Below are 13,624 nucleotides of genomic sequence, written 5' to 3'. Positions count from 1 at the left end.
GACCGGCCTTCTCCTGTTTGTTCTGGTTAGCACCCGGCGACCGGGCGCCCGTCGACCAGGCCGTGCCCGGTGACCACACCGTCGCCGTAGAGGGCGTTCTTGTCGGTGGGGTTGCGCACGAGAGCGCCGATCTCGATGAAGGTGCCCGGGTCCATCAACATGTTGATGCGATCGCGGGCGGACGGGATGCCTTTACGGGCTCGCTTGGCGGCCCCCGCCTCTCCGGCCGGTTCCTGCGCAAGCGCCAGCTTTTCCCGCAGGTCGGCAAGCTTTTCGGCAGTAGCACTCATCTATTACATCCAGATTGTCGCAGTGGGCGCCGTCACCGCGTCCGGTGGGCGTTGTGCCACACTACCGGGGCCGCCGCGGAAGACCCAGTCGCCCAGGGTTGTGACCCTTCACCAGTTGCTGTTCGGTGTCCCTACCGGGGAACGATCGCTCCGCGCAGATGGTCGTAGGCGACGTAGCTGTGCAGGCGCACCCCGGTGACCAGTGTGTCGTCGTCGGCGTAGAAGTGCGGATTGTGGTTCAGGTAGATGCCGCGCCCGCCCGGCACCGGTTCCACTCCGGCGGGGCCGCCGAAAGCGGTGTCCTGCACGCCGAGTGTGACGTAGAGACCGCCGAACTTGTTGACGAATTCGGAGACGTCGTCATATCCGAGGGTGGCGGTGGTCTGCACGACCCGGTCGTCGCCGACGACCTTGCGCAAGGTGGGCAGTCCCGCGTCGACCCAGGTTTGCAGATTGTGCACCGCGGGCACGTCCTGCAAATATTCCACCGCTGCCGTGCAGTTGTAGGCCTGCGCGGTGTGGGTGGCCAGGGTTTCCAGGCGTTTCTGCACATCGGGCATGTCGTATTCGACGGCACAGCGAATGGTGCCCCACAGGGTCACCGTCCGGCCGACGATATTGAATCGCCCGACGTCCTCGATGTGCCCGATGCTGACGGTGATCGGGTCGAAGGCATTGATCTGGCGGTAGAGCTGCCCGATTCCGGTGAGCACGGCGCCGGCCGCGGGCATCGGGTCGATGCCCATCCAGGGAGTCGACCCGTGCACCTGCTCGCCGGTGATGACGATCTTGACCAGGCTGGAGGCGCCGAACTGGTTGCCGACGCGATATCCGATGTAGCCCTTGGGATACGGGGTGACGTGGAACCCGAATGCCATGGTGGGTGCGGGGTCGTCGAGTGCGCCTTGGGCGAGCATTTCCCGCGCTCCGCCTTTCTCGTCGACCGGGGGTCCTTCCTCGGCGGGCTGGAACACGAACAGCACCGTGCCGGGCAGTTGATCGCGCATACCCGCCAGCACGGTGGCCGCGCCCACCAGCATCGACGTGTGGCAGTCGTGCCCACAGGCGTGCGACACGGGAAATGGCCCGCCGGGGTACTTGTCGTCGACGACCGTCGAGGCGAACGGCACACCGCATTCGTCGGGGACGGGCAGGGCATCGATATCGGCGCGCAGCGCGATGACCTTGTCGCCGGGAAGGCCGCCGGTGAGCACGCCGACGACGCCGTGGCCGGCGATACCGGTCCGCACCTCGTCGAGGCCCAACGAGTCGAGATGCTCGGTGATGAGCCTGGCGGTGTCGACTTCGCGGTTGGACAACTCCGGGTTCTGGTGCAGGGTATGCCGCCAGGCGATCACTTGATCGGCCACGGCGGCCGCGCGCTGGTCGAACTGGTCGTAGATCGAGTTCTCGGCCATCGGCTACTCCAATTCCAGCTGGGCCGCGGGCGGCCGGTTCAGTGGGACGTGCCGGCTGTGGCGAAGTGTCGCGGCCGGCGGTGGAGCACTCCCGGCAATAGTAGTCAGGCAATTGCCGCAGTCGATGCATCGTGGCATCAGGTGCGCACTTGTCCCGGCCGCGACCAGGGGACGTGTGGTTCAGCCGTCGAGCAGGTGGGGTAGGGCGGCTCGAAAGCGGTCCGCGTCGATGGCTTTGGCGGCGGCGAAGGCGGGTGGGGAGACCAGCGGGAAGATCTGGGCGCGGGGAGCCGGGTCGTCGGCGGCGTCGAGGACGGCGTTGGCGGCGGCGCGACCGGATTCGTTGGCGCCCTCCCTGGTGGCCAGGTCGATATGGCTGCGGACGTGGTCGCCGCCGAAGTAGAGGTTGGGAATCGCGCAGTGCGCGTCGGGGCGGTTGTCGTAGGAGCCCACGGTGTTGACCAGCAGCGGGGTCTCGTTGTGGATGCCGCCGCCGGACCAGGTGATGCCGGGGTCCAGGTGCCAGGAATGGATGTCCTCGCCCCGCAACCAGCCGGTGCCGGTATTGAGCCAGGTCTCGAGCTGGGCCCAGGCTTCGGCGGCGATCTCGTCGGCACTGCATTCCTTGGCCGTGCGGCCGTAGAGGATTCCCGGTGTGTCCCAGTCGGAGATGTCGACCGACAGGCATTCCAGCACCGAGCCGTCGCCGTAGGTGGCGGGGAAATCGCCGACCCACATGGGGGCTTGGCGCAGCGCGGTCAGTGCCCAGGGCGAGCCGAGCGCGGCGATGTGCCCTTCGGGGATGTCGGTCGAGCGGCGCAGGTAGTACTGGATGCCGACCATCCAGTCGGTGACCAGGTTTCGCATTCCTTCGAGGCGCGGATCGGCGTCGAGGATCGCCCCGTCGAGCAGGTCGACGGCGCGGTCGACCGGCATGGCACACAGGTAGTGGTCGGCGGTCACCGTGGAGCTGCCGCGCGCGCCGGTCACCGTCGCCGACGCGATGCGGCCGCCGGCCAGCCGCAGTGCGGAAACCCCCTGTCCCATCACGAAGCGCACCCCGAGCGAGCTCAGGTACTCCACCCACGGATCGATCCACGCGGCATTGGTCGGGCGGTTGAGGATCCGGTCGACGCCGCCGGAGAACTGCGGGATCGTGCCGGAGGCGGCCAGGACCAGTGCCTCGCCGATCGTGCCGATGGTGCGCGCCGAGCTGGTCTGCGGTTTCGCGGCGACGGTGATCCGGGTCAGCGCGTTGACCAGGTACTTCCGGTACGCGGGCGACTTGCCTTCGGCGTGCATGATCTGTTCCCAGGTCACGTATTCCCACTGGCCGAAGCGCCGTTCGGTGCTCGAGGTGAACCAGACGAGCATCTGTTTGGCGAAGAACGCCAGCTCGTGCGCGGGCAGGTCGGGGACGAAGCCGAGCGCGCCGATGATGCTGTTCTGCACCAGTTCCGGTGTCAGCTGACCCAGTCCGCCCAGCTCGACGGGTGTGAAGATCGGCGGCAGGCCCTGGAATCCGGCGACGGTGCCCTCGACCCGCACCAGGTTGTCCAGCACGCCGTTCGGGTTGCCGGGGAACGGAATTCGGCTCATGGTGTCGGGAACGTGCTGATAGCAACCGGGGAAGAACCGGAAGCCGTGCTCGCCCGGCAACTCCGCGCGCCCGGGTGACGCCGTTCCCGGCACACCCATGCTGCGGGCCTTACCGCCGAGGAACGCGGGTTCGTAGACGGTGACCTCGTATCCGCGCTCGGCCAGTTCGTGGGCCGCGCTCAGACCGGCCATGCCGCCGCCGAAGATGGCCACCGCCTTACCGCCCGATCGCAGCAGCGGCGAGCGGCGGGCGGCGGAGGCACCCGGGGGAGCGACCGCGAGTGCGGCCCCGGCGACGAGTCCGGCGCGCAACGCGGTGCGCCGGGTGATCGGTGCTGACAACGGTGTCGGCTGATCAGGCATGGTGTTCTCCTGGACCTGCGGTGGTGAGGGTAGAGCGCGGCGTGGAGGCTGCCGTGGAGCGAGGAACCGTGCCACGCAGAGTTGTTCGCGTGGTGAGCCATTCGCCGGTCGCGTCGCGGAGCTCGCGCGCCAGATCGGCGAGGACGGCGGGGGTGTGCTGATGGCGCAGCGCGCGCCCGGCCAGGCGCAGCGCCCGTGCCGGGGTGTACAGCTCGGCGGGCCTGCGGGTGCGGGAGAAGATGCCGGTGGTGATCTCCGCCAGTTCCGGATCGTCGACGGCAGTGCGGTAGAGCTCGATCTCCAAGGGGCGCATGGCCTCACCGCGTGCCAGCCGATTGGTCCAGTGGAAGATCTCGCGGCACTCGGTGATGCGACGGCGCTCCCACTCCGTCAGCGCCGCATCGAGTGCGCGCGGGTCGTCGAGAACCTCGACGGCCGACTCGGCGAGTGTCCGGCCGTAGTGCAGTGCGTCCCGGATGCCCTGCGCCGTGACGGGGTCCTTGAAATGTCCCGAGTCGCCGGGCAGCGCCCAGCCGGGACCCGCGGAGCGCCGGAAGTAGGAGGAGATGCCGGTGGCGGAGCGGACGCGACCCACCCGCTCACAGCCACGCAGCCGCTCGGTCAGGTCCGGAATCCGTGCCAGGGCTTCGACATAGCGGCGCTCCGCTGCACCGGGCCCGCGGGCGCCACCGGCGACAGCGGGCGGCTGCACCAGACTGAGCACCAGTCCGTCGTCACACGGGAAGGCCGTGCCGAGGTCGGAGCCCTCGCGCCACTGGGCAGCGATGTGGCGCGGCGCGTCGGTGGCCTCACGCCAGTAGGCGAAGTAGCAGTCGCGCCCACTGGGCACGATCAGGAACGGCTGCTCAGCGCCCACCGCCCGCGCGATGGTGCTGCGCCGCCCGTCCGCCCCGACGACGAGCGCCGCGCGGATCTCCACGACCCGGCCCGCGCTGTCGAGATACCGCACACCGGCACAACGGTTTCCGTCCCACACGACCGAGGTGACCCGGCAGCGCGGCCGAACCTCGGCGCCGGCGGCCACCGCCATGCGCACCAGCGCCGCGTCGAGTCCGGTACGGCGCACACACATCGCGTAGTCGATGCCGTCGACCGCGGGAAACACGGAACCGACGCCGTAGCCAGCGCCCTGCGCGAAGGCCGTCGTCAGCCGTGGCGCACCGAGTTCTTCGACGGCGGCCAGCGCGTCGAGACGCTGAAGTTCGGCCAGACCGGCGGGCCAGAGCAGATGGGTGGACAGCGTGTCCGACGGAAAGGCGGCGGCATCGAGGACGACGACATCGCGACCCGCCCCTGCCAGCGTCGCTGCCGTCGCCGACCCGGCGCAGCGCGCGCCGACAACGACGACGTCCGCCCGGTCGACCGCGGTGGCAGGGGAATCGACCATGAGAACCGCCTCGGTCAACAAGTCTCGGACAGTGTGTCCGATTGATGATGAGGTGATCGGCGCGACGGTGTCAATAGCGAACCCGCGCAACAGGATTCCCGGCGCCCGCACCCGGCCGCCGAACCGGCCCGGTGCGCGACGGGCACAATGGGCGCATGGTCACTGCCAGCGCACCAGCCTCGACACCGGCAACGGTCCGCCGATGCCCTCGTTGACCCGCGTCCCGCGATCAGCGCGCAAACCCGCCGACGACCGGCGCGCCGAATTCGAGCGCCGGGTCCTGACCGCGGTCGAAGACCTGCTCGCCGACGGCACACCGTTCACCGAGATCGCCGTGCAGAAGATCGCCGCGGCCTCCGGTGCGGCCAGATCCACCTTCTACCGCTACTTTCCGGACAAGAGCCGGCTGCTGATCCGGATGGCGGAGCTGGCGACCACCGATCTGTTCGCGGCGGCGGAACTGTGGTGGAGCGCCGAGCACACCGATCAGCAGGCCGGTGTCGTGCAAGCGATGCGCGCGATGATCGGCGGTTTCCGCGATCACCGCTATCTGCTGCTCGCCCTGAGCGAAGTCGCCTCCTACGACCGGGAAGTCGGCGCTTACTGGCGCTCGCGCGTGGCGACCTTCGCCGAGCTGGTGCGCGCGCGGCTCGAGGCCGAACGGGCGGCGGGCCGCGTCGGGCAGCAGCTCGATCCGCTGGCCACGGCGCTGGTGCTCACCTCGATGGTCGAGCGCACGATTTCGGTCGCGTTCGCCGCCGAAACCGGTATCGGCGACGAGGAATTGGCCGAAGCGCTGGGCCGCGCGATCTGGCTCGTCATCTACGGCGACGCGCCCTAGCTGGGCTGCCGGTCAGGCGTTCACCGCCGCTTCCCGCAGCATCGGCAGCAACGCCTTGGCACTGACCATATGGTTTTGTCCGGCCAGCACGCGATGGGTCGCGTGGGGAATGGCCTCGGCCAACTGACTCGCCACCTGATGCAGGCCGGGCGGGCTCTTTTCGCCGACCGCGACGAGCACGGGCGCGTCGATACTCGTGAACCGTTCCACCGGTGGCAGAACCTCGGTCAGGCCGATGTCGTACATCAAGGTCGGGGCGAGGGCCTTCATGGTCTTCCAGCCGGGGAACAACGGCAACAGCGCGACGAACGCGCGCGGCATGCCTATTCCTCGGAGGAAGACCTTCAGCGCCTGCGCGTTCTTGTCGGCTGCGAGAAGGGCGCTCACCTCCTTGGCCAACTGGGCGTAGGAAACCCGTTCGGCCTCGTCGTGCACGTAGGACGCGTCGTAGATCGCCACCGCGGCGATCTTGTGCGGCATGCGCGCCGCGGCTTCGAGAGCCAGGGCGGCGCCCGAGGAATGGCCGTAGAGGATCGCGGTGCCACCCGCGGCATCGACCAGCGCCTCGATGTCGTCGACCTCCCGCTCGACCGTGTACGGCATCGTGTTCCCGCTGTCGCCGCGGCCGCGGCGGTCGTAGTTGTAGACGCTGAACTCCGTGGCGAACACCGCGGCGTCGGCGGCGATGGGCCGGAACGTCCGGAAGCAGGTCGCGCCGGTGATGTAGATCAGCGCCGGCCCGTCGCCGGAGACGTCGTAGGCGAGTTCCGTGCCGTCCTTCGATGTCGTCCTCATGGTGGTGATGACGGTTCCGAACGCCGGAACTCATCGGATCCCGCGATTCCGGTGCTCCGCATCAGGTGGATTACAACCGATGACAGCGCCGATCCGGCGTGCTGGAATGGGAAAGACCAGCAGATCTCGAGCAGCCAGGACCGGTGGGGCCGTGCGAGCTTGCCGGTGCCGAGGAATGGGTACTCGTGAACACCAATTCCAGCCGCGGCGACGACCAGCCCGTCGACCTCGCGTCACGCCTGCGCGCCGAGATCGTCCTCGGCGGCGGGGCCACCGTCGTGCAGGTGTACGGGGAGATCGATGCGTGTACCGCGGCCCGGTGGCGGGACATCCTCGACGACGCCGTGCGGACCGCGGGGGAGCGCGGGCACCTGGTGGTCGACATCAGCGACGTGACGTTCATGTCGTGCCGGGCCATCTTCGACATGGCCGCCCGCGCCAAGGCGTACCGCCGCGGCGGCGCGCGGATGAGCGTGGTCAACCCCATGCCCTCGACGATCGACCGCATCGTCACCGCCGCCGGCCTGACCGAATGGTTGCCGCTGTACACGGACCTGGCCGATGCCACGGGTGCTCGTCCCGCGCTCACGGATCCGGGTGCACGGCCACCGTCGGAGTCCCCGCTCCCACCCGAACTCGGTGTGCCGAAATCGGCGACAACGCGATTCGGGTTCCCGTGATCGGGTACGCGCGCGGTGTGACTGACATGAACCTGCTGGAGATCGCGGAGCGGCGCGGGCCGTTCGCCGTCGTGTACATGGACGCGTCACCCGACACCGAGGACTCCGCACAGCCATGGGACCTGCGCTGCCGATCCATCCGGGAACGGCTGGTGACCGCCGGCGCGGGCCGGGGAATGCTCGACCTGTTCGACCGCGCGATCACCGACAGCCCGCCGGGGCGCGGCCGGGCGGGCAGGCTGCTGATCTTGGACGAGAACACCGTCCACGTCGACGAATTTCTGCCCGAGCCACCCGCGCGAGAGGTCGTCCGGGTCTCACCGCTGCCGTACTTGATACCGCTGCTGCGTCAGCACGCGGTGCAGCAGGAGGTGCTCGACACCCTCGCCGCCGAACTCGCCCGTGCGGGCGGCCTGGCTGTCACCGGACTCGGCGCGACCGCTGAAGCGCTGCGGATGGCCAATGTCGATCGCCTGCTGATCGACCCGGACCGGCTCGGTGACCGCACCGTACTGGTCGGCGCCGACCGCGCACAGGTGGTCGCGGGCCCGGACGGACCGGCGAGCTGGACCGCGGGCACGGCACCACACCAGACCTGCCGAGCCGATGAAGCTCTTCCCGTCGCCGCGCTCCTGATGGGAGCCGAAGTGACCACGGTTACCGGTGGCCTGCCGTCGGAAGACGGCGTAGCCGCGCTCGTCCGTCAACGCTGACATCGATCCGACCGAGAGGTGATCATCCATGGCCATCTGCGAAACCTGCGGCAACGACTACGCCCGATCCTTCACCGTCAGCCGTAACGGCGACAGCTGGACCTTCGACAGCATCGAATGTGCCGCATCGAAACTCGCACCGAGCTGCGCGCACTGCGGCTGCCGGATCCTCGGCCACGGCGTCGAGGCGACCGGCACCGTGTACTGCTGCGCCAGCTGTGCCCGCATGGCAGGCCACAACGAACTGGTCGACAGCGCGTAAGCCGCGACGGGCGTCGCCGACGAGCGCGGACTCAGACGCGCAGAGCGGCGTCCTCCCGGATTCCCATTCCCGTGGTGAATTCGTGGATGCGCAGCGGTCCGCCCGCGTGGGGATCGAGCGGCGGCGTATCGCTGCCCGCACCGCTGCGCAGACCGCCCAGCATGTGGTGGATCGCCTCTTCGGAGCTGAACCGGGGCTGCCACCCGAGTTCGGCTCGTGCCCGGCCGGTGTCCATCAGGGGCAGATGCAGCATCGCGTCGAACAGGTCCGGTGAGGCTGGGACCAGCCGTGCGTGCCATCCCGTCGCCAGCGCGGTGCGCACCAGCATCGGCGGGACCTCCACGGTGCGGGCTCCGAGCGCGGCGCCCAGCGCGGCCCGGTCCACCACCGGCTCGGCCGCCAGATTGAACGGGCCCCGCGCCTGGGTGGTGACGGCGAGCGCGTAAGCCTTTCCGACATCGCGACTGTGCACGGCCTGGAACCGCAGCCCGCGGGGGAGCAGCAGGATCGGCATGACGCCGGGCCGGACGAGTCTGTTCGGCAGCAACGGGCCGAGGAACAGTCGCCGCTGTTCACTCGCGGCCTCCCGCCGGAAACTGAACGCCGGCCGCATCCGCACTACGCGGCGGTCGGGATACTCGGCTTCGAATCTGTCGAGAAGCCGTTCGACATAGGCCTTTTCCCGCATGTACCCGGCGGCGGGCCAGCCGTCGGTGGGCCAGCTCTCCGGCACCCGGCGGTCGTCGTCGCACGGCGAGTACGCGCCGACCGACGAGGCATAGACGAGTGCGGGAACCTGCGCCGCGGCGACGGCACGCAATACCCGTTCGGTTCCGCCGACATTGGCGCGCCAGGTCGTGAGCGGCTGATGGGTCGGCTGGAACAGCCAGGCCAGGTGCACGACCACGTCCGCGCCGTGGAACAGCGACTCCAGCTCGTCGGTGCGAACGTCGGCGCGCTCCCACCGCACGCCCGGCGGCTCCTCGGCGGGCATCCGCCGGGCGATGCCGACTATCTCGTCGATCTGTGCATCCCCTGCCAGCGCTTCGATGACGCTGGTTCCGATATTTCCGGTGGCTCCGACAATCACGACGCGCATGCCTACTCCTCAGGTCGTCAGCGAACCCCTCCTTCCTGCGCGCCTACCCGCAGCGGCCGAGGCGAAACCGGCGCCGCGTAAGGCCTCGAGCGGGGCCGGTCAGGGTGTTCTCAGCGGGGCGAAGATCGTTTCGAGGTGGTGGGTGACGTCGTCCGACGAGACAGGGCAGGCGGCGTATCCCAGGTAGCCGTCGGGGCGCACGACATAGACGGCGCCCGGCCCCGCGTGGTACCGACGTGCGAAGTCGCCGTCACGGTCACGGATGATCGACAGCGTCGTCTGCGCGATGACGGCGTCGGGTGCGGCGATCAGGTAGGTATCCAGCCTGCCGCCGGTCACTGCCCGGATGCGGTCGACCCACGCTTCGATGGTGTCGATCGCCGTGGCGTCGCAGGTGCCGTCGACATAGGCGAGGACGGTGTGGTCCGGGCCGGTGAGCAGGGTGAACAGCCGAAAGGAATCGGTCACCGCCGCACGGGTCAGCCCGGTCGCGTCCGGGGCGCGGCTGCCCGCCGATGGTGCCGGTGCGCCGGCGGCGGATTCGGCCACCACGGGACTGTCGCGATAGTCGATCAGCAGTTGGGCCTCGCGCCGCAGCACCTGGACGGGGTCGGTTTCCCCGGCACCGATGCCCTCCCTGGCGTGGCGCACGGTGCGGCCGACTACTTCCTCCCCGACGGGCCTGCGTTCGGCGTCGTAGCTCGCCAGCAGGTCCGGCGCGGCCACCCCCGCTACCGCGAGCGCGAGTTTCCAGGCGAGGTTGTGCGCGTCCTGGATGCCGGTGTTCATGCCCTGAGCGCCCGTGGGCGGATGAATATGGGCCGCGTCGCCGGCGACGAAAACCCGCCCCCGCCCATAGGAGTCGACGATGCGGTGGCTGATCCGGAACACCGACGACCAGCGCATCCGCGACGCCGTCGTCGGTTCGGGTGCCAGCCGGTCCAGGACCGCCTGGATGTGTGCGAGTTCGGGCGCAGGTCCGCTGCTGATGCCGTGCGCCACCTTGTCGCCGTCGGTGACCTCGAGCTCCGGCGGCACGCGCATCGACACCCGGTAGCGGTGGTGGCCCGGCAGCGGGATGCAGACCAGCACGTCGTCGGTGACGCCGTCGGTCCGATGCATCGCCCGCACGCCGTAGCCACGCGGTTGCGACCAGTCCAGTTCCACATCGCCGAGCATGTACTGCTCGGTGAACGCCGCGCCTTCGAAGCTCAGGCCCAGCGCCTTGCGGACGGTGCTGTGCGCGCCGTCGCAGCCCACCAGATACCGCGCCCGGACGGTGTGCTCGCCGTCGGGTCCGCGGAGCGTGGCATCGACGCCGTCGTCGTCCTGGGTGAACCCGGTGAGCGTGACGCCACGCTCGACAGACGTCCCCATCGACGCCAACCGCTGCCACAGAATGCGTTCGGTCTCGTACTGGGGGATGCCGATGAACCCGAACGGCACGTCGGGCGGCAAGCTCAACTCCAACCGGTCTGCCTCGACCCCGTTGACGTAGACGATCTGACCGCGCAGCTGAATCGAGGCGTCGAGAATCTCCCGGAGAACACCCATCGCCTCGAAGAGCTCCAGCGTGCGTGGCTGGATTCCGACCGCTTTCGCATACCGCGGTGGACTGGTCAGCGCGTCGACGATCCGGCAGCGCGCCCCGCGCCGAACCAGTTCGACGGCCGCTGCCGATCCCACCGGACCGGCGCCGACGATGAGGACTTCGGTGTCCACCATGCGACATCACCTCGTGCTGGAAGAATCCGCGTCAGTGTGGTGTGCCGATCGTACGCCGGGGGTCGTGGGGACACTACGACCGATATTCGGTCACTCAGGGCATTTCGACCGTTTCGGCCCTGGCGATCTCGTCGATGGCCCGCCGAACGCTGTCCTGTGCGGGAACCCGCGCGAGCCCTGCCAGGTAGGCGATGAGCAGCACCGCGGCAGGCTGCGGATTCGTCGTGGCATGGTCGGGGTCGTTCGCGTCGTCGACCCCGAGTGCGCCGGTGAGCGCGCCGACGACCGCGGCGGCGTCGATGCGGGAGAACCACGTCGCCGACTGCCGCACCACCGCCTCCAGCACGGCCCGCACGTCGTCGCCGGTGAGCCCGTCGGGATGAGCGATCTCCAGCAGTTCCCGCACGATCGCCGCCAGCACCGAGCTCACCTGGTCGGCGGGAAGCTCGGCGAGGTTCGCGACCGCCTCGGTGAACGCGGGTTCGTCGGCCGCGTGCGCCGAGGCGACGGCGGCCTCGACGGCGGTAGCGATCGTGCGAGCTGACGACGGCCAGTCGGTCGGCCACATGGCGCGATTCTCCTCACGGGTCGGCGTGCCACGTCCGCGCGCGGCACTCCGCCAGCGTAGTCAGTGCGGCGACACGGTCGCTCGCCCGCTCACGCGGGACGCTCGAGCGGAGTGTCGGGGTCGCCGGAATTACGCAGCGCGACAATCTGTTCCGGCACCCAGTAGATCCGGCCGAACTCGAACTCCTGGTAGACGCCGTCGTCGTGGGCGATCTCGTCCGAGGCGGGCCAGCCGAGCTCGCCGTTCTCTAATCCGGCCGCCGACCATCGCGCGCCGATCGCGCCGTGGACGCGATACGCGGGTTGCCCGGCGCGGCGGTAGACGGTCCCGCCCTGGAAGGCCTGCGCGAGACCGGGACCGGTGCCGCGCGGGTCGGACCGTTCGGCATGCTCGGCGGTCGGGTAGCCCAGCGACCCTGCCTCCCAACCGAGTTCGGCGTACTTGGTCATGATCGCCGTCGGGATCGCGTGGGCGTCGGTGTCCGGGTGCCAGTAGACGTACCCGTGCTCGAACTCGGCGAAGCGACCGAGGCCGTCGGGAGTCGCGAGTTCGCCGTCGGTGCGCCGGGCGCCGAGCCAGGGCGATGCCGCCGCCCTGTCATCGATGGCGTTGGGGACCGTGCCGGCGAAGGCGGCGACATAGCCGGCGAAGACATCCCAGGGAAAGTTCGGGCCCACGTCGGTGTGCGTGCCGATGCCGAGCGCCCGGGTCACGTACTGGTGATCGGCGATGCCGTCGCCCACGCGGTAGTCCGGGGCGATGACCGCCGTCGAATAGCCGTGCCGGTGTGCGCTGCGGACGGCGAGGTAGGCGGCGATACGCAGGTCGTCGTCGATGTCGAGCCAGTCCGCCCGCGACCACGCGACCCGGCTGCCCGCGAAACACAGGTTCACCGTGAACGGATTGGCCGACAGCACCGACCAGGAGGCGAGTTCCTCCGGCACGACCCGCACCACGATCGCGTCGCGCAGCGTGTAGTGGTAGGAGACGCCGTTGGCGGGGTTGTTGAGGTAGGCGGCCAGGGATTCGGCGGTGCCGTTGCCCTCCTGGGTGTGCAGGAGGAAGTTGGTGATCCGCGCTCCGTCTCGCGGGGAATGCGAGCGCCCGAGCCGGTCGAGCTCGGTGAACTGAGGCACCGGAACCGAGCGGTCCAGGTTCCACTGCCCGAAGTCGGGCGCCAGGATGTCGTTGACATCGACATGTGTGCCGTCGATGAGCGGGCCGGGATTACTCGGGGTATCGATGATCCGCTGGTACAGCACCGCTCTGGGCTCGCGCTCGGCGCCCGACCAGGCGCGGGTCTGCCACACCCAGCTGAAGTCACCGCGACGGCCGACCACATTGTCCTCGATCGCCCACGCGCACACCCGCGAATGCCCGTAGATGCCGGTCCATTCCGTACCCAGCACCGTGTTGACACCGCGGAAGAATTCGACGGCCGTCTGGTTCCACTGCGCGAGCGAGATGTCCTCGTCGACGGCGAAGAAGATCGGGGCCTGCCGGGAACCGCCCACGCGGAGATGGGTGGCCAGCGCCTGCTCGGCCATCCGCCTGCCACCGTCGAATCCTGTCGTCCAGTCCGACGGGGTGGCATTGCCGGGTTTGCCGTACTGCCAGATGGATACGACATCCAGGCCCGCCGCGGCGAGTGCGCGTGCGTACTCGGCGGTGATCGGTTTGGCGCCGAAATTCGCACCCGGTCTGCTCGGTGAGATATAGGCGAGGACCGCCGAGTGCCCCGCTGCCGCGATCGCGGCGGGATCGATGAGACGGGCGGCGAAATCGGCACCTTTCGGACATGTGTTCCCCCAGGATCTAGTCAGAAAGATTGGCAAGAGAAACGCTGGGGGGCGAGAAAAGGCA

General features: G+C 69.3%; 12 protein-coding genes and 1 pseudogene. 4 read left to right on the top strand and 9 right to left on the bottom strand.

Features of this window, described 5'->3' with window-relative positions:
• Positions 1 to 35: 35 nt before the first annotated feature.
• The 4 genes and pseudogenes from ACFWPJ_RS10630 to ACFWPJ_RS10615 form a co-directional block, all read right to left on the bottom strand.
• Positions 36 to 290: pseudogene (locus ACFWPJ_RS10630) on the bottom strand (carboxyl transferase domain-containing protein); the annotation flags it as partial.
• 131 nt (positions 291 to 421) lie between these two features.
• Positions 422 to 1,708, bottom strand: a complete 1,287-nt coding sequence (locus ACFWPJ_RS10625; RefSeq protein WP_378849545.1) for an amidohydrolase — start codon at positions 1,706 to 1,708, stop codon at positions 422 to 424.
• A 180-nt stretch (positions 1,709 to 1,888) separates the two neighbouring features.
• Positions 1,889 to 3,670: an FAD-dependent oxidoreductase gene (locus ACFWPJ_RS10620; RefSeq protein ID WP_378849543.1), complete on the bottom strand. Its 1,782-nt coding sequence runs from the start codon at positions 3,668 to 3,670 to the stop codon at positions 1,889 to 1,891.
• On the bottom strand, positions 3,663 to 5,078 hold the full coding sequence (locus tag ACFWPJ_RS10615) for an NAD(P)/FAD-dependent oxidoreductase (protein ID WP_378849542.1): 1,416 nt from the start codon (positions 5,076 to 5,078) through the stop codon (positions 3,663 to 3,665). Before ACFWPJ_RS10615 ends, ACFWPJ_RS10620 begins: the two co-directional genes overlap by 8 nt.
• 202 nt (positions 5,079 to 5,280) lie before the next feature.
• On the opposite strand from ACFWPJ_RS10615, the gene ACFWPJ_RS10610 reads away from it, so the two are divergent.
• Positions 5,281 to 5,919, top strand: coding sequence for a TetR/AcrR family transcriptional regulator (locus ACFWPJ_RS10610; protein ID WP_378849540.1), 639 nt, complete (start codon positions 5,281 to 5,283; stop codon positions 5,917 to 5,919).
• A 12-nt stretch (positions 5,920 to 5,931) separates the two neighbouring features.
• Here the strand turns inward: ACFWPJ_RS10610 and ACFWPJ_RS10605 are convergent, their stop codons facing one another.
• Positions 5,932 to 6,714 (bottom strand): alpha/beta fold hydrolase, encoded by a 783-nt coding sequence (locus tag ACFWPJ_RS10605; RefSeq protein WP_378849538.1) that lies wholly within the window; start codon positions 6,712 to 6,714, stop codon positions 5,932 to 5,934.
• A gap of 185 nt (positions 6,715 to 6,899) precedes the next feature.
• Between ACFWPJ_RS10605 and ACFWPJ_RS10600 the strand changes: the two genes are divergently transcribed.
• From ACFWPJ_RS10600 to ACFWPJ_RS10590, 3 genes are read left to right on the top strand one after another with little or no spacing between them, the layout of a single operon-like run.
• Positions 6,900 to 7,394 carry an anti-sigma factor antagonist gene (locus ACFWPJ_RS10600; RefSeq protein WP_378849536.1) on the top strand — a complete coding sequence of 165 codons (495 nt, stop codon included), beginning with the start codon at positions 6,900 to 6,902 and terminating at the stop codon, positions 7,392 to 7,394.
• Positions 7,395 to 7,411: 17 nt separating this feature from the next.
• Positions 7,412 to 8,107, top strand: a complete 696-nt coding sequence (locus ACFWPJ_RS10595; RefSeq protein WP_378849534.1) for a hypothetical protein — start codon at positions 7,412 to 7,414, stop codon at positions 8,105 to 8,107.
• Positions 8,108 to 8,135: 28 nt separating this feature from the next.
• The gene (locus ACFWPJ_RS10590) at positions 8,136 to 8,369 is read left to right on the top strand and encodes a hypothetical protein (RefSeq protein ID WP_189029049.1); all 234 of its coding nucleotides are present in this window, start codon (positions 8,136 to 8,138) and stop codon (positions 8,367 to 8,369) included.
• 31 nt (positions 8,370 to 8,400) lie between these two features.
• Here the strand turns inward: ACFWPJ_RS10590 and ACFWPJ_RS10585 are convergent, their stop codons facing one another.
• The 4 genes from ACFWPJ_RS10585 to ACFWPJ_RS10570 form a co-directional block, all read right to left on the bottom strand.
• Positions 8,401 to 9,468 (bottom strand): NAD-dependent epimerase/dehydratase family protein, encoded by a 1,068-nt coding sequence (locus ACFWPJ_RS10585; protein ID WP_378849532.1) that lies wholly within the window; start codon positions 9,466 to 9,468, stop codon positions 8,401 to 8,403.
• Between the two features lie 99 nt (positions 9,469 to 9,567).
• Positions 9,568 to 11,193: an FAD-dependent monooxygenase gene (locus ACFWPJ_RS10580; protein WP_378849530.1), complete on the bottom strand. Its 1,626-nt coding sequence runs from the start codon at positions 11,191 to 11,193 to the stop codon at positions 9,568 to 9,570.
• Positions 11,194 to 11,287: 94 nt separating this feature from the next.
• Positions 11,288 to 11,761, bottom strand: a complete 474-nt coding sequence (locus tag ACFWPJ_RS10575; RefSeq protein ID WP_378849528.1) for a hypothetical protein — start codon at positions 11,759 to 11,761, stop codon at positions 11,288 to 11,290.
• An 89-nt stretch (positions 11,762 to 11,850) separates the two neighbouring features.
• Positions 11,851 to 13,596, bottom strand: a complete 1,746-nt coding sequence (locus ACFWPJ_RS10570; RefSeq protein WP_378849526.1) for a glycoside hydrolase domain-containing protein — start codon at positions 13,594 to 13,596, stop codon at positions 11,851 to 11,853.
• Between the last annotated feature and the right edge of the window lie 28 nt (positions 13,597 to 13,624).

Origin of the sequence: Nocardia sp. NPDC058497, from assembly GCF_042720195.1 — a bacterium.
In the GTDB taxonomy this organism is placed as follows: Bacteria; Actinomycetota; Actinomycetes; order Mycobacteriales; family Mycobacteriaceae; genus Nocardia.
The sequence above is the reverse complement of the archived record's forward strand: the minus strand, read 5'-3'. Positions and strand labels throughout refer to the sequence as shown.

Excerpts from the sequence above, each read along its gene's own strand:
- ACFWPJ_RS10605 (WP_378849538.1), bottom strand. The coding sequence starts at position 6,714 with ATGAGGACGACATCGAAGGACGGCACGGAACTCGCCTACGACGTCTCC.
- ACFWPJ_RS10615 (WP_378849542.1), bottom strand. The coding sequence starts at position 5,078 with ATGGTCGATTCCCCTGCCACCGCGGTCGACCGGGCGGACGTCGTCGTT.
- ACFWPJ_RS10575 (WP_378849528.1), bottom strand. The coding sequence starts at position 11,761 with ATGTGGCCGACCGACTGGCCGTCGTCAGCTCGCACGATCGCTACCGCC.
- ACFWPJ_RS10580 (WP_378849530.1), bottom strand. The coding sequence starts at position 11,193 with ATGGTGGACACCGAAGTCCTCATCGTCGGCGCCGGTCCGGTGGGATCG.
- ACFWPJ_RS10625 (WP_378849545.1), bottom strand. The coding sequence starts at position 1,708 with ATGGCCGAGAACTCGATCTACGACCAGTTCGACCAGCGCGCGGCCGCC.
- ACFWPJ_RS10610 (WP_378849540.1), top strand. The coding sequence starts at position 5,281 with ATGCCCTCGTTGACCCGCGTCCCGCGATCAGCGCGCAAACCCGCCGAC.
- ACFWPJ_RS10585 (WP_378849532.1), bottom strand. The coding sequence starts at position 9,468 with ATGCGCGTCGTGATTGTCGGAGCCACCGGAAATATCGGAACCAGCGTC.
- ACFWPJ_RS10620 (WP_378849543.1), bottom strand. The coding sequence starts at position 3,670 with ATGCCTGATCAGCCGACACCGTTGTCAGCACCGATCACCCGGCGCACC.
- ACFWPJ_RS10590 (WP_189029049.1), top strand. The coding sequence starts at position 8,136 with ATGGCCATCTGCGAAACCTGCGGCAACGACTACGCCCGATCCTTCACC.